A 16,727-nucleotide genomic window follows, 5' to 3' on the forward strand; every position below is an offset into this window, starting at 1 on the left:
GGCGAGTGGTCGATGACCGTCGGCATAAGCTTTCTCTCGAAATCACCGTCAAAGCACCCTCTGACGATCTTTACGCACTCCTTCGCTAACGCTCAGTTGTGCGTAAAACCGCGCGAGACGGTCGCCCTTCGGGCGCTGCGTCTCGCTGGCTTTTGATGAGATTTATTCCGGAAATTTTGGTGAATGAGCTATAGAAATCGTTCGCCACTCCTTCGCTTCGCTCAGTCGTAGCGAAAACCGCGCGAGACGGTCGCCCTCCGGGCGCTGCGTCTCGCTGGCTTCAGACACGATTTCACTTCGTTCAATCGTGTCTGAAACACCGTCGTTCCGCTACACTTCACGACGTACTTCCGGATGACTTCGCTACCGCTCAGTCATGCCGGAAGCACCTACTCCCGGTGAACACCATCGCCATGTCGCGCTCGTTCGCGGCCTCGATGACGTCGTCGTCGTTCACCGACCCGCCGGGTTGGATGATGGCCTCGATGCCCGCCTCGGCGGCCTCCTCAACGGCGTCCGGGAACGGGAAGAAAGCGTCGCTGGCCATGACCGCGCCGTCGGCGTCCTTGCCCTCGGCGTCGCGGTCGGCTTTCATTTTGGCGATTTCCACCGCGTCCACGCGACTGACCTGTCCCGCGCCGACGCCCACCGTCTCGGTTCCCTTGGCGAACAGGATGGCGTTGGACTTGACGTGCTTGATGGTCTGCCACGCGAAGAGCAGGGAATCTAATTGCTCCTCGGTCGGTTCGCGCTCGGTCACGACTTCGAGGTCCTCGCGGGACGGGTCCTGCATGTCGCGTTCCTGCACGAGTCGTCCGCCCACGAGGTCCTTTTCGGTGTGGGTTTCCGTGATTTCGCCGAGGTCGGAGACCTCCAACACGCGGAGGTTCTTCTTCTCGCAGAGGGTCGAAAGGGCGTCGTCGGTGTAGCCCGGCGCGACGACGACTTCCTTGAACGAGTCCACGATTTGGGTCGCGGTGGCGTCGTCACACTCGCGGTTCAGGGCGACGATGCCGCCGAACGCGCTCTTCGCGTCCGTCGAGAGGGCGCGCTCGTAGGCCTCGGAGAGCGAGTTGGCGACGGCACATCCGGCGGGGTTGGTGTGTTTGATGACCGCGCAGGCGGGGCGGTCGAACTCCTTGATGAGGTTCAGCGCGCCGTCGGCGTCGTTGTAGTTGTTGTACGACAGCGCCTTCGCGCCCTCGTTCAACTGCTCGGCGTGGACCACGCTGGCCTCCTCGCACGTCGCGTCGGCGTAGAGCGCGGCGTCCTGGTGCGGGTTCTCCCCGTATCGAAGACTGGCGGTGCGGTCGAACGTTTCGACCTTTCGAGCGGGGAGTTCCTCGTCCGTGTCCGCCTCGACGTGGACCTCGTTCGCGTCGAAATCGACTTCGGCGTCCCCCTCCGCGAACCAGCGCACTGCGCGGGGATATGCCTTGAATTCGCCTTGGTAGAGGACGCGCTCTTTCAGCGTCTCCTCGTCGTCGCCCTCGTACACCGGAATCGGTTCCTGCGTGACGATAGGGCCGTTGTCGACCTTCGAGCGGTCCACCTCGCCCGCGTCGTCCGTCGCGTCGGTGACGACGTGAACCGTGCATCCGGTCGTGCTCACGCCCGCGTCGAGCGCGTCGCCCCACGCGTCCATGCCGGGGAACGACGGGAGCAAGGACGGGTGAACGTTGAGCGTCGTCGGTGCGTCGTCCAGGAACTCGTTCGAGAGGATACGCATGTAGCCGTCGAGACAGACGAGGTCGAACTCGTAGTCCGTGAGCGCATCGAGGACGCGGCGTTCGTGTTCCCGCCGCGATTCGTCGTCGCCCTGTTCGACGACTTCCGTGGGAATCCCTCGCTTTTCGGCTTCGTCCAGCACCGGCGCGTCAGCGCTGTTGGTGAGGACGACCGCTAGTTCCGCCCCGCCCGGCGCGAGGTCCGCGATGTGCATGAGGTTTCGACCACGGTTCCCGGCTATACCCGCAATCCCTGTCATACGAGAAGGACGGCGGGGCGGGGCCAAAGTAGTTGCGGTCCAGCGGCGCATTCTATACAATATCGTGTATATATTTCAGGACCGCGTCGTTATTTTTCGTCTTTGTATGCATACTTGTGCGTCACCGGACCGACACGCTTTTGCCGAACCGAACGGCAGGCACACGTATGGATTCCCTTTACGCCGTCTCGCCGATAGACGGGCGCTACGCCGGTCGAACCGCGCCGCTCCGCGACTACGCGAGCGAGGCCGCGCTCATGCGTGCCCGCGTGCGAGTCGAGATAGAATACCTCATCGCGCTGTCCGACCTCGACGTGACGCCGTTCGACATCGGGGCGGACGACCGGAACGAACTCAGGGCCGTCTACGAGGAGTTCGACGCCGAGGACGCGGAAATCGTCAAAGCGCTCGAAACCGAGGGCTACGAGGACTACCCCGCCACGAACCACGACGTGAAGGCGGTCGAATACTTCGTCCGTCGCTCGCTCCCCGACGGGTTGGACCTCGGGTCGTGGATTCACTTCGCGCTGACGAGCGAGGACGTGAACAACCTCGCCCACCGCCTGCTCGCCAAACCGGCCGTCGAGGAAGTTCTGCTCCCCGAACTCGCCGCCGTCCGCGACGAGTTGGCCGACATGGCTCACGAGTACCGCGACGTTCCGATGCTCGCACGGACCCACGGACAACCGGCCACGCCCACGACGTTCGGCAAGGAGATGGCCGTCTACGCCGCCCGTCTCGGACGAGCGGTCGGCGAAATCGAACGCGCCGCCGAATCGCTCTCTGGCAAACTCGCGGGTGCCAGCGGCACCTACGCGGCCCACGTCGCGGCCTATCCCGACGTCGATTGGCGGGCCTTCTCCCGCGAGTTCATAACGGGCCTCGGCCTCTCCCACACCGCGCTCGCCACGCAGGTCAACCCGTGTGACGACCTCGCGGAGCTGTTCGACGCGCTTCGGCGCGCCAACGCGATTCTCCTCGATATGGACCGCGACATCTGGCTCTACGTCAGCGACCGCTACCTCGGGCAACTGACCACCGAGAGCGAAACCGGCAGTTCGACCATGCCTCACAAGGTCAACCCCATCGACTTCGAGAACTCGGAAGGCAACCTCTCGAAGGCCAACTCCGACCTCACGTTCCTCGGCGATTACGTTACCACCTCCCGACTCCAGCGCGACCTCTCGGATTCGACCGTCAAGCGGAACATCGGGAGCGCGTTCGCCTACTGCCTCCTCGGCTACACGAAAGCGCAGGACGGCCTCGGAAAGGTCGTCCCCAACGAGGAAGTCATGCGCGAGGAACTCGAATCGACGCCCGAAATCATCGGCGAGGCCGTCCAGACTATCCTCCGACGCGAAGGCCACGGCGACGCCTACGAACGCGTCAAGACGCTCACCCGCGGAAAGCGCGTCACGCTCGGCGACTTCCGCGACCTCTTCGACGAACTCGACGTCGATGACGACGTACGCGAGGAACTCCACGCGCTGACGCCCGCCGGATACACGGGTATCGCCGCCGACCTCGCGGACGACCTCGACTGAGTTCGCTCTCCCAACCGACAGGGTTCACTCACCCAAACCGTTACACTCTCGCCCGTCGTCACCCGTTTTCATGTCGTCGAAATACGAGCCACGCCGTTTGGCGGGACCGCTCATCGCGGTCGTCGCGCTCGCCTACTGGTTTCTCGTTCGGCCGTGGCACCTGCGGTGGGGTGCGACCGACGAGGAAGTCGAAGGGACCCTACCGGGCGACGACTTGCTCCGTGATTCGAAATCCGAAGTCACCCACGGTATCACCATCGACGCCCCCGTAGAGGACGTGTGGCCGTGGCTCGTCCAGATCGGACAGGGCCGTGCCGGGTTCTACAGTTACGACTGGTTGGAAAACCTCGTCGGCGCGGACATCCACAACGCCGACCGAATCCTCCCTCGGTATCAGGACCTCGAAGCGGGGGACATCGTCCGACTCGCGCCCGAAGACTACCCGGCCCAGACCGAAGAATCTACCCTCGAAGTGGCGGTGTTGGATGCGGGGCGAGCGTTGGTCGTTCATCCGCTCGTGGACTCGCCGCGATGGACGTGGGCGTTCGTCCTCCATCCGATGAACGACGGAACGACTCGGTTCGTCGTTCGGATGCGCACGCAGGGTAAACGAGCCCTCCGCGGCAAGGTCGCCGACTACCTGTTCTGGGAACCGGCCCACTTCGTCATGGAACGCAAGATGCTTCTCGGGGTGAAAGAGCGTGCCGAGTCGTCGAAATACGGGGCGTGAAAAACGGGAGCCGAGCGTGACGCCAGGCGATTACTTGTAATAGTCCCGTTTGCTGTAGACGTAGGCCAACAACAACCCTCCGATGACGATGCCGAAGATGGCGGCGAGATGACCCGTAAAGAATCGAAGCACGTCCATCAGGAGACTGAGTCCATACACGACGACCGTGAGCGTCCACGCCCACGATTGAAGCGTCCACAGACCCCACACGACGGCGAGTTTGGCGAGCGCGAAAACGATGACGATAGCACCGATGATGAAGCCGAGCGGGGAGGAAAACAGCGCGCCGAAGCCTCGAAGGAGACCCCCAACCGCACCGAGTGCAGCGAGGACACAGATGATTTTGATGCCGAGCGGGGCGGACTGCGGGTTCCGTCCGTAGGCGGAGCGGTTTGTAGCCATACTGTTCGATAGAAAGTGAACCGTAATAAGCTTCGTTGACGTATCCACCACGAAGTATTTATCCCTCGCATACTCATTCCTCGCCGTATGGACCCCGATACACGCGGTACCTCCGGCTGTCCGAAGTGTGGTCACACCGAAGTAACCACGGACTCCATCTCGACCACCGGCGGAGGGTTTAGCAAGATGTTCGACATCCAGACGAAGAGTTTCACCGTCGTCTCCTGTTCCAACTGCGGCTACTCCGAACTGTACAAGGACGTCGGCAACCGCGGAAGCGACATCGTGGACGTCTTCCTGGGCTGAACCGCCACCGACCGCCGTTTTCCATCACCCAAAATGACAAACAGAGACTCCATCATTCACGCACTCATCGGAGCGGTCGTGACCACGATTGTGTTCTTCGTCCCGCTTTCCCCCGTCATCGGCGGCGCTGTCGCGGCGTATCTGGGTCACGCGACGACAGGCGACGGAATTCGAGTCGGTGCAATTTCGGGTGTGATTGCAACCATTCCGATGGCATTCGTCGGACTGTTCGCCGTGAGCATTTTCTCCTTCGCGTACGTTCCGAACGGGTTCTTGCTGGTGATCGTCCTTTTCGGTATCCTCTCGATGCTCTATACGGTCGGACTGAGCGCGCTGGGTGGTCTCCTCGGCGCGTATCTGGTTGACGAGTTCTAATGCACGCAACGGCAACCCGGAAAACATCCACTCCGGCGAGATTTTAAATAGGAGAACGAGACCACCCTGTGGCGTGGTAGTCGAATCGGTCGAAGGGATGTTCGTCGGACTTGCACCTCTGCTGTTCATCGGTATCGATGGCGAGCGACGGTATTTCCGGGTACGAACCGCACCGATTCCATCGCGACCAGCAGGATTACCGATTACCTCCGACCCGTTGCAGGTACTCGTTCTCGACCGTCCACCACCGACGTGCGCTGCCGTCGAATCGATGTTCGCCAATCGCGCCGAGAGTGCCGACAGTGTCTCAGTCAACGAACGAGCGTTCGAAGCGCCTGCCTCACTGCATCCGCGGCGGTTCGTACCTCACCGACGGCAACGTATTCCCGCGGACCGTGTGCGACGGCCCCATCGTCATCGGACAAAACGCCCGGCCCGAAGACGACCGTCGGAGCGACCGCCGCAAAATAGGATGCCTCGGTCGCCGCTCCGAAGGGACGGACGTCGCCGCCACTGGCGTCGCGGAGCGTTCGCACCAACCTCGAATCGGCGGACGTCTCGAAGGCTTCGAGAAACGGCGTTTCGCGTTCGGCAAGCGACACGTCCACCTCGACGGACCGCGAGACGGCGTCTCGAAGATGTGATTCGAGGGAGCGTCGGAACTCCTCTGCACCTTCCGGCGGGACGCTACGCCGGTCGATGACGAACGAACAGTTCGCGGGAATTTGGTTCGTCGCCGTTCCCCCGCGGACCGTCGTCGGCGTGAGCGTCGGCGCGCCGAGTTCGGGGTGTTCCCGGTCGGAATCGAACGTGGAGAGCGCCGTCAACACGGGGGCCAACCCGCGTATCGCGTTGACACCCGCATCGGGATGAGCGGCGTGTGCGTTCTCCCCGCGGAGCGTCACGGTTCCCTGAAATCGGCCACGTGCAGCGTTGCACACGTCGAGACCGGTCGGTTCTCCGACGATGACGCCGTCGGGGAGAGTTTCGCTCGCATCTCGGTCTCCTTCGCCGGAAAGAAAGCCAAGCGCGGCCGCGCCAGTCGAGTCGGTCTCCTCGTCCGGCGTCACGGCGAGTGTCACCCGACCGCGGGTAGGTTCGACCACGAGAAAGGCGTCGAGAAGCGCCGCGAGCGGTCCTTTCGCGTCACAGGAGCCACGACCACGAATCCGGTCGACACCGTCGCGCGCAAACGGAACGTGCGGTGGGACGGTGTCGATGTGCGTGTTCAGGACGATGTGCGGGCCGTCCTCGTCGCCGACACGTCCCGCGAGGACGTTTCCCGCGTCGTCAACGGTCGTATGGATGCCTTCCGATTCGAGGGTTTCGACGAGAAAGGACCGCATCTCGTCAACTGACTCGTGCGAGGGCGTTTGGACTGCCGTTTCGAGGAACGAAACTGGGTCGAAATCGACCATGGTATCAGGCCTCTAAATCGAACCGACCGGCGTTAGAGACACGGAGGTCGCCCCCGAATTCGCGTTCGACGGGGCCGGTGAGCGTCGCGTTTCGGTCGCTGACCGTGACTTCGAGTTCGCCACCGGGTGGCGACACCGACACCCCTTCGCCGTCGACGAGTCCGAGTCGGCGTGCGGCGGCAGCGATAGCTACCGCGCCAGTTCCACAGGAGCGGGTTTCGCCCTCGACACCGCGCTCGAACGTGCGCTGGTCGAACCCATCGTCGCGCGGCGAGGCGAAGGTAACGTTCGTGCCCTGCGGGAAGGCGTCCGCGTGACGAATCGGTGGCGCATCCTGTTCGAGATTCACCGCGTCCACGTCGTCCACGAACGCGACGGCGTGCGGAACGCCCGTGTTCACCGCCGTCACGTCGTAGTCACCGACTCGCGATTCGATGAGTGGTTCATCGCCTGCGAGCGGAACGGCGTCCGGAGCGAACGCGGGCGCGCCCATCTCGATGGTCGCGCCGTCGTCGTGTATCGTCGCGTGGCGGGTTCCGGCGAGCGTGTCTATCATCACTTCGTCCGCGTTCGCCTGCTCGGCGGCCCAAACAGCGGCACAGCGTGCGCCGTTTCCGCACATCTCCGCCGTGCTTCCGTCGGGTTGAACGAGGGTCATGATGACCCGCGGTGGTCGGAAGTCGGGTTCGAGCGCCAGAAAGAGGACGCCGTCCGCACCGATTCCGTCCGCTCTGTCACAGGCCCCTCGTGCGAATCGCGCTCGGTGGGGGACACACGCGTCCGCGTCTACGATGACGAAATCGTTCCCGGTGCCGTGGTACTTCTCGAACGAGAGGTTCATTCCCACGGCACCTCCTCGGTCGCGATGACGTCGGCAAGCGTTTCGCGTCGGTGGGCGACGCCGATCCGGTCGCCGTCCACCGCCACGACCGCCGGACGTGGCCGCGAGTTGTACTGACTCGCCATCTCGTAGCCGTATGCCCCCGCGTTGCCGATGGCGAGGAGGTCGCCACGGGTCGGGTCGGCGAGTGCGTGGGTTCCGAAGGTGTCCGAACTCTCGCAGATGGGTCCGGCGACTGTCGCTTCGACGGCGGACCCGTCCCCGCTCCCGACGACGGTTCTGATGTGGTGATAGGAGTCGTAGAGAGCAGGTCGAGCGAGCGTCGTCATCCCGGCATCGACGCCGACGAGGGTCGTCTCCGGCGTGTCCTTCACAGTGTTCACGCGGGTCAGTAGGACGCCGGCGTCGGCGACGAGATAGCGACCGGGTTCCACGACGAGCGTGGCCTCGATATCACCGAGGGCGTCTCGAGTCGCGTTGGCGACGGATTCGAGGTCGAGCGGCGGGTCGTCAGGATGGTACGGGACGCCGAATCCGCCGCCCACGTCCACGAATTCGAGGTCGAGGTCGATCGTTTGGGCCAGTTCACCCATGCGCGAGACGAGTTCGCGGTGATTCCCGAGGTCGTCGCCCGAGATGCCACTGCCGGCGTGGGCGTGGATTCCCACGACGTCGAAGGCGTCCGCGGCCGATTCGAGCAGTGATGCCGCTCGGTCGTAGGGGACGCCGAACTTCGCGTCCGCGCCGGTTCGCACCTTCTCGTGGTGACCCGCGCCGACGCCGGGATTGACGCGGAGACAAAGCCGGCCGTCGTAGCCGCGCTCGGCCAACCGTTCGATGGTGTCCGCGGCACCGACCGTGATCGTCAGTTCCGGGTGGTCCGCGGCGAGTTCGACGACCCGATCGAGGTCGATACCGGGCGGGTTGACGGCGGTGTAGTGGACACGCTCGCCCTCGAACCCGGCGGCGAAAGCCCGCTCCGTTTCGCCCGCGGATGCACACTCGATGCTCGCACCCTCGGCTTCGAGCGTTTCGAGGACTGTCCACGACGTGTTCGCCTTCGCGGCGAAGTGTACGTCCGCGCCCGGGAACGCGGCCGCGAGTCGGGCGTAGTTCTCTCGAACCCGTTCGAGGTCGACGACGTACAGCGGCGTTCCGTAATCATTGGCGAGTTCGTCGAGTCGGGCGTCCGACCAGTCCGACAGCCGTCGTACCGGCGGGTTGTCGTCGGATGCGCTCGCACTCATCGCAACGCCTCCTCGCGTTCGACCTGTTCGAGCGTGTCGTCCTCCACGTCGAGGGCGACGACGGCGGGCTTGTACGCACCGCCGTCGAACAGGTCGTGGTCGCCGAGGCTCGACTCCACGAACCGGGTGAACGCGCGGCGATTCGGGGGTAAGTGGCCGTACAGTATCTCCTCGTCAACGAGGTCGTAGACGGGGATTCGCGGCGTGAGAAGGGTGTTCTCCGCGACGATGCTCCCCTCGCCGACGACGAACCCGGACGTGACGCGACAGCCAGCGCCGAGGGACACGTCGTCCTCGACGATAACGGGTGTTCCCTCGACGGGTTCGAGGACGCCGCCGATGAGTACGTTCGCGCCGATTTTGACGTTCGCACCGATTTGAGCACACGAACCGACGGTATCACAGGAATCCACGAGCGTTCCGTCGCCGATGGAGACGCCGATGTTGACGAAACTCGGACTCATCAAGATACAACTCGACCCGACGTGTGCACCCCGTCGGAGGACCGTTCCGTCGGGCGTGTTTCGGGTTCCCCTACCGGGAAAGTCGTCCGTCTGGCGGAGCGGCAACACGTCGTGGTAGGTGACGTCGCCGTACTCTCGGCTCTCGATGTTCCGCAGACCGAAGTTCAGTAAAATACCCTGCTTCACCCACTCGTTCGCTTCCCAATTCCCGTCGCGCTTTTCGGCGGCGCGAACCTCGCCCGCCTCCAACGCGTCGAGGAAAGCTTCGAGGAGTTCGTGTTCGTTCGGTCCGGCGCTGTCCGCGTCGACCTCGCCGGAGTCGTATCGTTGCCACAGTTCCCGTACGTCGCTTCGTATGTCGCTGTCACGTCTCATTCGCTGATCACCTCGCTGAACTCGTACCGTCCCGGTTGCCGTCCGGCCACCCATACCGCCGCGTCGAGCGCGCCGTCGGCAAACACACCCCTATCGGCCGCGCGATGGGAGAGTCGAAGGTCCTCGTGGTCGTTCGCCAACAGGATTTCGTGTTCGCCCGCGATACCGCCAGCACGGCGGGCGTGGACGCCGACTTCGTCGGATTGTCGCGGTGCATCCCCTTCGCGTCCGTGAACCCGCTCGTCGGGGCCGCCAGCCGCCGCGATTCGGTCGAGAATCGTCTTCGCGGTCCCGCTCGGCGCGTCTCGCTTGCCGTCGTGGTGCGTTTCCATCAGTTCCACGTCGTAGCCGGGGAGGTCGGAGACGGCCCCTTCGACGGCTCGGAGAAGCGCTTGGATTCCGCGGGAGAAGTTGCTCGCTACCAGGACGGGGACCGATTCGCTCGCTTCGCGGAGGGCGGCCTCGTCTTCGTCCGTGAATCCGGTCGTGCCGACGACGCAAGCGACACCTGCGTCCGCACACGCGGCGACGAACTCCCGACTCGCGTTGGGAGTCGAAAAGTCCACGAGAACGTCCGGTTCGTACCCGGAGAGGACGGTTTCGAGTTCGTCCATCGGTTCGAGCGGAACGCCGTCGATTTCTTCCGGCGGGTCGCGGCTGACGCCCGCGACGATGTCTACGTCGTCTCGTCCGTCCGCCGCCGCGATGACGGCCCGGCCCATCCGCCCCGTGACGCCGCCGACGAGGACCCGCGTCACGCGCCCCCCTCCAGTTCGTCGAGTACCGCCGCGAGTTCCTCGCGGTGGTCGTCGGAGAGTTCCGAAAGGGGCAGTCGAAGGCCGTCCGGCCCGTAGCCGCGGTGTTCCATCGCCGCCTTCACCGGAATCGGGTTCGTCTCCGCGAACAGCGCGCGGAACAGCGGGCCGAGTTCGAACTGGAGTTCCTGCGCCCGAGCGTAGTCGTCCGAAAGCGCGGATTCGACCAGTTCGCAGGTCCGCTCCGGTTCGACGTTCGCGGAGACGCTGATGGTCCCCGCCGCGCCGATGGAGAGCATCGGGAGCGTCAGCGCGTCGTCGCCAGACAACACGGCGAACGCCTCGTCTCGGGTCCGTTCGACGATTTCGCTTATCTGTCCGAGGTCACCGCTGGCGGCCTTGTACCCGAGAATGTTGTCGTGTTCGGCGAGCGAAACGGTCGTCTCCACGTCGATGTTGCGCCCGGTCCGGGACGGGACGTTGTAGACGATTTGGGGCAAGTCGACGGCGTCGGCGATGGTTCGATAGTGGGCTTCCATTCCCGCCGGTTCCGGCTTGTTGTAGTAGGGCGAGATGAGAAGGAGGCCGTCCGCGCCGGCGTCCGCGGACCGTCGTGCGAGGTTGAGCGCCTCGCGGGTCGCGTTGCTGCCCGCGCCTGCGATGACGGGGATGTCGACGGCGTCCACGACGGTTTCGACGACTTCGACGTGTTCGTCGTGGCTCAAGGTCGCGCTCTCGCCGGTCGAACCGACCGGGACGAGGCCGTCGACCCCGGCGCGTTCGAGGCGCTGGGCGTCGCTACGGAGGAGTTCGTGGTCTATGCTGTCGCCCGCAAAGGGCGTGGTCATCGCGGGATAAACCCCGCGGAACGGTGAGTCTGTGTCTGTCATCGGTTTGTGTCGGAAATCGGTTGTCGCGCGCTGCAAAACGAAGATGGCTCGAAACGGGGGTGCCACGCCCGCCGCGAACCTCACGCCGCACGTTTTGTCCGTTTTCCGACTGTGCTGTCGCTCGTTCGCCGATACGCGAACACGGCGCGCGCCACAGCACGAGGCATGTTCCATTGGCTGTTTCGTGGTGACTTATGCCTTACGCCGACGGCAGAGTCTGTCGTTGGGGTCCCAGTCTCGGCGGAAGAAGTCGTCCGAAACCGGCCGAAGTCGGGTGGAAATCGATTAGAAGTGGTCGTTTGCCGAAAACCAACCGGTTACGCAGAAAATATTTACCGTGAGATGAGGGATGTTCAGTATGAACTGGTCCCTTATCGCGCGGTGTAGTTTCCGGTACACGCTCGTCTACGCGGGACTCACGGTGGCTGCCGTGGTCGCTCTCACCGAATCGGAACTCGTGCTTATCTACCTGTTCGGGTTGGGATTCATCGTTCTCCTGATGTCGGCGGAAGCGGAGCGATTCGGGTCGGGACGACCACGGCGACGGCGGATTCGATGGGTCTACGGACCACCATCGCGGACCCCGAAGACCTCCGAGTGACCCAGTTGCAGAGCGACGTCAAGGTTCTCTTTTACGGCATCGGCCTCCTCGTCTGTACCCTCGCCGCGCTCGTACTGGTCGGGTAGGAAGGGCCTGTGTGCCGTTGCCACGCAGGACAATCCGGCGGTCTTATCATACCTCCATACATATTTTCGGAAAATGCTCGTCCTCGGAGACGCCCACGCCGACGACCACGACAACCGGCGCGCACTCTTCGCGGCGTACCGCGAGGCGGACCCAGACGTGACTCTGCAGTTGGGGGATCTGATGTTCTACGACCTGCCCGCCCCGACGTGGTTTATCGGCGGGAACAACGAGAATTTCGACACCGTGGAGGCACTGCGAAACGGACTGATTTCGAACTCGCGCGTCAGAAACGCACACCTGCTCGCAAGCACCGCCGTCGAACTCGACGGTCTCCGAATCGCCGGTCTGTCGGGGAATTTCGCACCGACGCAGTACGACCGACCTCGCGCCAACCTCGTCGGCGACCGCCGCCGTCACTTCACCCACGAGGACATCGAACAGGCGATGGAACTCGGCTCGGTGGACGTGTTGCTGACCCACGAAGCACCCCACGGCCTGCCCGTTGCCGAGGAGTACGATGTCGGCTGTTCGTACATCGACGACCTGCTCTCCGCACTCTCCCCCGACCTCTGTCTCATCGGCCACCATCACCAGCACGCGGAGACGACCATCGGCGACACGAAGGTCGTCAGCGTGGCACCGACGTGGGAACGGTACTACGTTCTCGACCCGGAGACGCGCACGCTCACGTGGCACGAAACGCCCACGTCGTGACAGTATCGGACAGACAACTTCTTTATGGCAGTAGTTATCACACTAATCTATGACGGAGATCCATCCGGGTCAGCGCGTCACGGTCTTAGCCGACGCGCAAAACCTCTATCATACTGCTCAAAGCGTCTATAGTCGAAATATTGACTACTCCTCTCTCCTCTCGAAGGCGGCCCAAGACCGGGAGCTGACGCGTGCCATCGCCTACGTCATTCAGGCCGATAGCCCCGACGAGGACCGGTTTTTCGACGCGTTGACCGACATCGGGTTCGAAGCGAAGATAAAGGCCATCAAGACGTTCGGCGACGGGTCGAAGAAGGCCGATTGGGACGTCGGCATCTGTCTCGACGCCATCACGCTCGCGCCGAAAGTCGATACGGTCGTTCTCTGCACCGGCGACGGCGACTTCGCACAACTGGCGACGCATCTACGACACGAAGGAGTGCGCGTGGAAGTGATGGGGTTCCAAGAATCGACCGCCGAAGAACTCGTCGCCGCCGCCGACAGTTTCATCGACCTCAGTGAACGGACCGAGACGTTCCTCCTCTAAACCGGACGACCGCTTTCGGCCGTTCCGTACATCAGTGCACCCGCGGCGAGGGCGATAGTGGCGATTCCGGCGAGAGCGTTCCCCACGAAGGTACCGATCATCGAGATGACGCCGAAGATCATGACGCTCCCGACGATGAGAAGCGCGATTCCCAGCAGTTCTTTCGTGTTCATACGCCGTCTTCGGACTCCCTCCTAATAAATCGCTCTCAAACCGATAGCCAGAGCCATGGTACTCAGTGACAAAGCCATAATAAACCATAGCACGAAATCGGATGTCGAAGGCCTTTCACCCACCCGCGCCGAATCCGGGGCAATGACCGAAGACGAGGATTTGCCCGCACTCCGTATCACCGCGGATTACCAGTTCGGCGCGGGCGCTGGTGCCGCGCTGTTCCCACGCGAGGAGGACCTCGAAGTTCGCCACTCGTCGTCCGGGCGACCACAGCAAGTACACGCCGACGGACGCCGACTCGTCACCTACGCCACCGACGGCCGGTTCACGCTCGGCCTCGCAGGAGGGAGCCGTATCGCCGCCGTCCTCGAATCGCCCGCAGCCCGCGTCATCGTCGGGGACGAGAGCGAACCGTTCGTCCGGGACGGCAAGAACGTCTTCGCCAAGTTCGTCGGCGACGTGGACCCCGACGTTCGCGCCGGTGACGAGGTGTTGGTGACCCACGAAAACGGCGACCTCCTCGCCGTCGGACGCGCCGAACTCGACGCCGACGCCATGTTCGATTTCGATACCGGAATGGCCGTGAAGGTGCGTGACAGCGCGGGCGAGTAAGCAGCGAGACAGGAAGGGGAGACAGGATTCGAGAGCGGTACGTCACCGTTCGCGGACGGAGTGATGAAATCCGATTGACGCTCACCGTTCGACCCGGAAAGGACGGATTCACCCGCCTCAACCGACCAGATGACGACGGCTGGTGAGCGAACCGTTTGCGTCACGTTTTTGCCCGTTCGCTCCGACGGTTCGGGTATGTTTGGAGGAGGCGGCGGTGGGCTCGACCCACGCAAGATGCAGCAGATGATGAAGCAGATGGGTATCGATGTGGACGACATCGACGCCGAGGAAGTCGTCATCCGCACGGCGGACGGCGACGAACTCGTCTTCAGCGACCCCGACGTGACCCGAATGGACGCGCGCGGTCAACACACCTATCAGGTCGTCGGCGACGCCGAGACGCGCGAATCGTCCGGTGGTAGTTCCGACGAGTCGGAAAGTACCGAGGAGTCCACGGACGCGGGCGCGATTCCGGAAGCCGACGTGGAGATCGTCGCCCAGCGAGCGGGCGCGACCGAAGACGAAGCCCGAGAGGCGCTCGACGCGGAGAACGGCGACCTTGCGGCGGCGATAGAGCGACTGGAGTGACGGTTCTACTCGTTCACGGCGACCGGGAGTACCTGCGAAATCCCGGCGAGGAGCTACAGACGGACCTCGGCGTCCTCACCGTTCCGGAGGACGTCCAACCCGGCGACGTTCTCGCCACCCACTTGGACGAGGAGTTCACGGTGCGGCGACTCCGCGGCCCCGACCTGTTTCACCACTTCGACCGAACCGGCGCGCCGATGCTCCCGCGGGACATCGGACTCGTCGTCGGCGAAACCGGTGTCGCGGCGGGCGACAGGGTGTTGGACGCCGGAACGGGAACCGGCGTCCTCGCGGCGTATCTCGGCCGTATCGGCGCTGAAGTCGTCACCTACGAACGGAAGGAAGATTTCGCCGAGGTGGCCCGCGACAACATCGAGATGGCCGACGTGGCCGATTCGGTCGAAGTCCGAACGGGCGACATCACCGACGAACTCGACGACCTCGGCGAGTTCGATGTCGTCACCCTCGACACGCCGGACGCGGCGGACGTCGTCGCACACGCACAGGACCTGCTCGGGGACGGCGGGTCGCTCGGCGTCTACGCGCCGTTCGTGGAGAGCGCCCGCGACGTCGAATCGGCCGCCCGCGAAGCGAATTTAGACGACGTTCGGACGATGGAGACCATCCAGCGCGAGATGGACTTCGACGAGCGGGGAACGCGCCCGACCACGAGTCCGGTCGGCCACACCGGCTATCTCACCTTCGCGCGGAAGACGTAGCGCGAGACGGCGGTTCTCGATATCGTTTTTCTTTCGACGCACTCACAGTAGCGGACGCTATTCGGGACTGGTTCGAAACGGCCGGTCGAAAACGGGTTGTCGTCAGTGCCTACCGGTGTCGTACTTGTAGGTCGCCTCGTCGGGGTCGATGCCGAACTCCTCGGCCATCTCCTCGGCATCATCCTCGTCCGATTGTTCGACGTCGTGCGGTCCCGCGTCCTTGAACCGTTCGCGGAGGTGGTCGGGCATCGCAAAGGAGGAGACGGGGAGGACCATCGGTATGGCGTCGGGTTCGATTTCCTCCCGTTTCGTTTCGAGTCGGTCGCGGAGTTTCGGGGGCAGTTCGTCCGTTTCGATGGGTTCGAACCCGAACTGGGTGAGGAAGTCGGGCACGCCGACGAGGGCGTACACTTCCTCGAAGTCGTCGTCGCTCGCCTTGTCGGTGAGGCGTTCGATGACGTGCGCGCCGACGCCCTGACCCCGCCACCGTTCGACGACGCCGATACTCGTCAGCTCACAGATTTCGGGGGCGTCTTCCGGCTTGTGGATTCGAATCCGCCCGAACCCGGCTTTTTCGCCCGAGGTTTCGTCCACTACGACGACGTAATCCCGGGAACGAAAGGCGGTTTCGTCGAGCCCCATCGCCTCGATACTGTCGAGCAACCAGACCTCCTCGCGGTTTTTGGCATCCCGGACGTACATATCGAGAGATACGTTCGCAAACGACAAAAAGTCATCCGTGATTCGGGCGTCGGAATCGTCGTCCGAGACGGAGCAACTATCCAATCACGCTGTCGAAAATCCGGAGACAAAGCGCCGATAATTTCGGAGGATACCGGTGTCTGTTGCCCGTTTTCGGGGCGCGAACGACGGGTTTCAGAGCCCTTCCAACGAGCGTAGTTTCTGTTCGACGTCCGGCGGGGCGGAACTCGGCCCGTCGCGAACGCGATGGTCGGGGATCAAAACGGGAGCGGGGTTCGCATCGAGCGCCGTCCGAACGAGTTCCAAGTCCACCTCCTCCGAGTGGTCGATTCCGGAGGTCATCCGCGCGATGGTTTCGACGTTCACCTGCTCGCCGTAGGGGACGTTACGGACGGATTCCAGTACGCTTCGTTGGTCCGTCGGAAGGGTGAGCGCGACCTGTACGTCCGAAAAGTCGTCCTCGACGCCCTCCAGATACGCCATGATGCGGTCGAGGACGGCGTGGTCTTCCAGTGCGTCGTCGTCGGCCTCGTGCGGAAACGTCACGCGCAGAACGCGCCCGCTGGCGACGCCGATCTGCACGGCGCGCTCCAAGTACGGGGATTGCTGTGCGTAGATTCCGGCAGTCTCGTCCATAGCCACGGAAACG

At 63.6% G+C, this 16,727-nt stretch carries 22 protein-coding genes; 11 read left to right on the forward strand and 11 right to left on the reverse strand.

What is annotated here, in order from left to right; all coding sequences use genetic code 11:
• Positions 1-370: 370 nt before the first annotated feature.
• Positions 371-1,987 carry a bifunctional phosphoribosylaminoimidazolecarboxamide formyltransferase/IMP cyclohydrolase gene (gene purH / locus AC1XDK_RS09770; protein ID WP_483349693.1) on the reverse strand — a complete coding sequence of 539 codons (1,617 nt, stop codon included), beginning with the start codon at positions 1,985-1,987 and terminating at the stop codon, positions 371-373.
• A 167-nt stretch (positions 1,988-2,154) separates the two neighbouring features.
• Here purH and purB point away from each other — a divergent pair, with 167 nt between their 5' ends.
• Entirely contained in the window at positions 2,155-3,531 is a 1,377-nt protein-coding gene (gene purB / locus AC1XDK_RS09775; protein WP_483349694.1) for an adenylosuccinate lyase, read from the forward strand.
• A 70-nt stretch (positions 3,532-3,601) separates the two neighbouring features.
• The gene (locus AC1XDK_RS09780; protein ID WP_483349696.1) at positions 3,602-4,261 is read left to right on the forward strand and encodes an SRPBCC family protein; all 660 of its coding nucleotides are present in this window, start codon (positions 3,602-3,604) and stop codon (positions 4,259-4,261) included.
• Positions 4,262-4,291: 30 nt separating this feature from the next.
• On the opposite strand, the gene AC1XDK_RS09785 is transcribed toward AC1XDK_RS09780, so the two are convergent.
• Positions 4,292-4,663, reverse strand: a complete 372-nt coding sequence (locus AC1XDK_RS09785) for a DUF2127 domain-containing protein (RefSeq protein WP_483349698.1) — start codon at positions 4,661-4,663, stop codon at positions 4,292-4,294.
• 87 nt (positions 4,664-4,750) lie between these two features.
• Here AC1XDK_RS09785 and AC1XDK_RS09790 point away from each other — a divergent pair, with 87 nt between their 5' ends.
• Together AC1XDK_RS09790 and AC1XDK_RS09795 are read left to right on the forward strand one after the other, a co-directional pair.
• Entirely contained in the window at positions 4,751-4,969 is a 219-nt protein-coding gene (locus AC1XDK_RS09790) for a zinc ribbon domain-containing protein (RefSeq protein WP_483349700.1), read from the forward strand.
• A 33-nt stretch (positions 4,970-5,002) separates the two neighbouring features.
• The gene (locus AC1XDK_RS09795; protein ID WP_483349701.1) at positions 5,003-5,344 is read left to right on the forward strand and encodes a DUF5518 domain-containing protein; all 342 of its coding nucleotides are present in this window, start codon (positions 5,003-5,005) and stop codon (positions 5,342-5,344) included.
• 311 nt (positions 5,345-5,655) lie between these two features.
• Here AC1XDK_RS09795 and AC1XDK_RS09800 read toward each other — a convergent pair whose 3' ends face one another.
• From AC1XDK_RS09800 to dapA, 6 genes are read right to left on the reverse strand one after another with little or no spacing between them, the layout of a single operon-like run.
• Positions 5,656-6,762 (reverse strand): M20 family metallopeptidase, encoded by a 1,107-nt coding sequence (locus AC1XDK_RS09800; RefSeq protein WP_483349702.1) that lies wholly within the window; start codon positions 6,760-6,762, stop codon positions 5,656-5,658.
• A gap of 4 nt (positions 6,763-6,766) precedes the next feature.
• Positions 6,767-7,603, reverse strand: coding sequence for a diaminopimelate epimerase (gene dapF / locus AC1XDK_RS09805; RefSeq protein ID WP_483349703.1), 837 nt, complete (start codon positions 7,601-7,603; stop codon positions 6,767-6,769).
• Positions 7,600-8,850, reverse strand: coding sequence for a diaminopimelate decarboxylase (gene lysA / locus AC1XDK_RS09810; RefSeq protein WP_483349704.1), 1,251 nt, complete (start codon positions 8,848-8,850; stop codon positions 7,600-7,602). The genes dapF and lysA overlap by 4 nt, the downstream gene beginning before the upstream one ends.
• Positions 8,847-9,689 carry a 2,3,4,5-tetrahydropyridine-2,6-dicarboxylate N-succinyltransferase gene (locus tag AC1XDK_RS09815; protein ID WP_483349705.1) on the reverse strand — a complete coding sequence of 281 codons (843 nt, stop codon included), beginning with the start codon at positions 9,687-9,689 and terminating at the stop codon, positions 8,847-8,849. The genes lysA and AC1XDK_RS09815 overlap by 4 nt, the downstream gene beginning before the upstream one ends.
• Positions 9,686-10,447, reverse strand: a complete 762-nt coding sequence (gene dapB, locus AC1XDK_RS09820; RefSeq protein WP_483349706.1) for a 4-hydroxy-tetrahydrodipicolinate reductase — start codon at positions 10,445-10,447, stop codon at positions 9,686-9,688. The genes AC1XDK_RS09815 and dapB overlap by 4 nt, the downstream gene beginning before the upstream one ends.
• Entirely contained in the window at positions 10,444-11,334 is an 891-nt protein-coding gene (gene dapA / locus AC1XDK_RS09825; protein WP_483349707.1) for a 4-hydroxy-tetrahydrodipicolinate synthase, read from the reverse strand. The genes dapB and dapA overlap by 4 nt, the downstream gene beginning before the upstream one ends.
• 358 nt (positions 11,335-11,692) lie before the next feature.
• Between dapA and AC1XDK_RS09830 the strand changes: the two genes are divergently transcribed.
• From AC1XDK_RS09830 to AC1XDK_RS09845, 4 genes are all read left to right on the forward strand, one after another.
• Positions 11,693-11,935 (forward strand): DUF8070 family membrane protein, encoded by a 243-nt coding sequence (locus tag AC1XDK_RS09830; protein ID WP_483349708.1) that lies wholly within the window; start codon positions 11,693-11,695, stop codon positions 11,933-11,935.
• On the forward strand, positions 11,890-12,021 hold the full coding sequence (locus AC1XDK_RS09835; protein ID WP_483349709.1) for a DUF8070 family membrane protein: 132 nt from the start codon (positions 11,890-11,892) through the stop codon (positions 12,019-12,021). Before AC1XDK_RS09830 ends, AC1XDK_RS09835 begins: the two co-directional genes overlap by 46 nt.
• A gap of 73 nt (positions 12,022-12,094) precedes the next feature.
• On the forward strand, positions 12,095-12,736 hold the full coding sequence (locus tag AC1XDK_RS09840) for a metallophosphoesterase family protein (protein ID WP_483349710.1): 642 nt from the start codon (positions 12,095-12,097) through the stop codon (positions 12,734-12,736).
• A gap of 49 nt (positions 12,737-12,785) precedes the next feature.
• Positions 12,786-13,283, forward strand: coding sequence for a LabA-like NYN domain-containing protein (locus AC1XDK_RS09845; protein ID WP_483349711.1), 498 nt, complete (start codon positions 12,786-12,788; stop codon positions 13,281-13,283).
• On the opposite strand, the gene AC1XDK_RS09850 is transcribed toward AC1XDK_RS09845, so the two are convergent.
• On the reverse strand, positions 13,280-13,456 hold the full coding sequence (locus AC1XDK_RS09850; RefSeq protein ID WP_483349712.1) for a DUF8178 family membrane protein: 177 nt from the start codon (positions 13,454-13,456) through the stop codon (positions 13,280-13,282). The genes AC1XDK_RS09845 and AC1XDK_RS09850 overlap by 4 nt on opposite strands.
• Before the next feature lie 142 nt (positions 13,457-13,598).
• Here AC1XDK_RS09850 and AC1XDK_RS09855 point away from each other — a divergent pair, with 142 nt between their 5' ends.
• From AC1XDK_RS09855 to AC1XDK_RS09865, 3 genes are all read left to right on the forward strand, one after another.
• Positions 13,599-14,069, forward strand: a complete 471-nt coding sequence (locus AC1XDK_RS09855) for a PUA domain-containing protein (protein WP_483349713.1) — start codon at positions 13,599-13,601, stop codon at positions 14,067-14,069.
• A 195-nt stretch (positions 14,070-14,264) separates the two neighbouring features.
• The gene (locus AC1XDK_RS09860; RefSeq protein ID WP_483349714.1) at positions 14,265-14,657 is read left to right on the forward strand and encodes a nascent polypeptide-associated complex protein; all 393 of its coding nucleotides are present in this window, start codon (positions 14,265-14,267) and stop codon (positions 14,655-14,657) included.
• On the forward strand, positions 14,654-15,376 hold the full coding sequence (locus tag AC1XDK_RS09865; RefSeq protein ID WP_483349715.1) for a methyltransferase domain-containing protein: 723 nt from the start codon (positions 14,654-14,656) through the stop codon (positions 15,374-15,376). The genes AC1XDK_RS09860 and AC1XDK_RS09865 overlap by 4 nt, the downstream gene beginning before the upstream one ends.
• Before the next feature lie 102 nt (positions 15,377-15,478).
• On the opposite strand, the gene AC1XDK_RS09870 is transcribed toward AC1XDK_RS09865, so the two are convergent.
• Entirely contained in the window at positions 15,479-16,078 is a 600-nt protein-coding gene (locus tag AC1XDK_RS09870; RefSeq protein WP_483349716.1) for a GNAT family N-acetyltransferase, read from the reverse strand.
• Positions 16,079-16,252: 174 nt separating this feature from the next.
• The gene (locus AC1XDK_RS09875) at positions 16,253-16,714 is read right to left on the reverse strand and encodes an MGMT family protein (protein WP_483349717.1); all 462 of its coding nucleotides are present in this window, start codon (positions 16,712-16,714) and stop codon (positions 16,253-16,255) included.
• Positions 16,715-16,727 lie beyond the last annotated feature (13 nt).

The organism is Haladaptatus sp. HS23 (assembly GCF_056892285.1).

Bases quoted from the DNA above. Each gene is read 5' to 3' on its own strand.
- purH (WP_483349693.1), bottom strand. From the start codon at position 1,987: ATGACAGGGATTGCGGGTATAGCCGGGAACCGTGGTCGAAACCTCATG.
- purB (WP_483349694.1), top strand. From the start codon at position 2,155: ATGGATTCCCTTTACGCCGTCTCGCCGATAGACGGGCGCTACGCCGGT.
- AC1XDK_RS09780 (WP_483349696.1), top strand. From the start codon at position 3,602: ATGTCGTCGAAATACGAGCCACGCCGTTTGGCGGGACCGCTCATCGCG.
- AC1XDK_RS09785 (WP_483349698.1), bottom strand. From the start codon at position 4,663: ATGGCTACAAACCGCTCCGCCTACGGACGGAACCCGCAGTCCGCCCCG.
- AC1XDK_RS09790 (WP_483349700.1), top strand. From the start codon at position 4,751: ATGGACCCCGATACACGCGGTACCTCCGGCTGTCCGAAGTGTGGTCAC.
- AC1XDK_RS09795 (WP_483349701.1), top strand. From the start codon at position 5,003: ATGACAAACAGAGACTCCATCATTCACGCACTCATCGGAGCGGTCGTG.
- AC1XDK_RS09800 (WP_483349702.1), bottom strand. From the start codon at position 6,762: ATGGTCGATTTCGACCCAGTTTCGTTCCTCGAAACGGCAGTCCAAACG.
- dapF (WP_483349703.1), bottom strand. From the start codon at position 7,603: ATGAACCTCTCGTTCGAGAAGTACCACGGCACCGGGAACGATTTCGTC.
- lysA (WP_483349704.1), bottom strand. From the start codon at position 8,850: ATGAGTGCGAGCGCATCCGACGACAACCCGCCGGTACGACGGCTGTCG.
- AC1XDK_RS09815 (WP_483349705.1), bottom strand. From the start codon at position 9,689: ATGAGACGTGACAGCGACATACGAAGCGACGTACGGGAACTGTGGCAA.
- dapA (WP_483349707.1), bottom strand. From the start codon at position 11,334: ATGACAGACACAGACTCACCGTTCCGCGGGGTTTATCCCGCGATGACC.
- AC1XDK_RS09830 (WP_483349708.1), top strand. From the start codon at position 11,693: ATGAACTGGTCCCTTATCGCGCGGTGTAGTTTCCGGTACACGCTCGTC.
- AC1XDK_RS09835 (WP_483349709.1), top strand. From the start codon at position 11,890: ATGGGTCTACGGACCACCATCGCGGACCCCGAAGACCTCCGAGTGACC.
- AC1XDK_RS09840 (WP_483349710.1), top strand. From the start codon at position 12,095: ATGCTCGTCCTCGGAGACGCCCACGCCGACGACCACGACAACCGGCGC.
- AC1XDK_RS09845 (WP_483349711.1), top strand. From the start codon at position 12,786: ATGACGGAGATCCATCCGGGTCAGCGCGTCACGGTCTTAGCCGACGCG.
- AC1XDK_RS09850 (WP_483349712.1), bottom strand. From the start codon at position 13,456: ATGAACACGAAAGAACTGCTGGGAATCGCGCTTCTCATCGTCGGGAGC.
- AC1XDK_RS09855 (WP_483349713.1), top strand. From the start codon at position 13,599: ATGACCGAAGACGAGGATTTGCCCGCACTCCGTATCACCGCGGATTAC.
- AC1XDK_RS09860 (WP_483349714.1), top strand. From the start codon at position 14,265: ATGTTTGGAGGAGGCGGCGGTGGGCTCGACCCACGCAAGATGCAGCAG.
- AC1XDK_RS09870 (WP_483349716.1), bottom strand. From the start codon at position 16,078: ATGTACGTCCGGGATGCCAAAAACCGCGAGGAGGTCTGGTTGCTCGAC.
- AC1XDK_RS09875 (WP_483349717.1), bottom strand. From the start codon at position 16,714: ATGGACGAGACTGCCGGAATCTACGCACAGCAATCCCCGTACTTGGAG.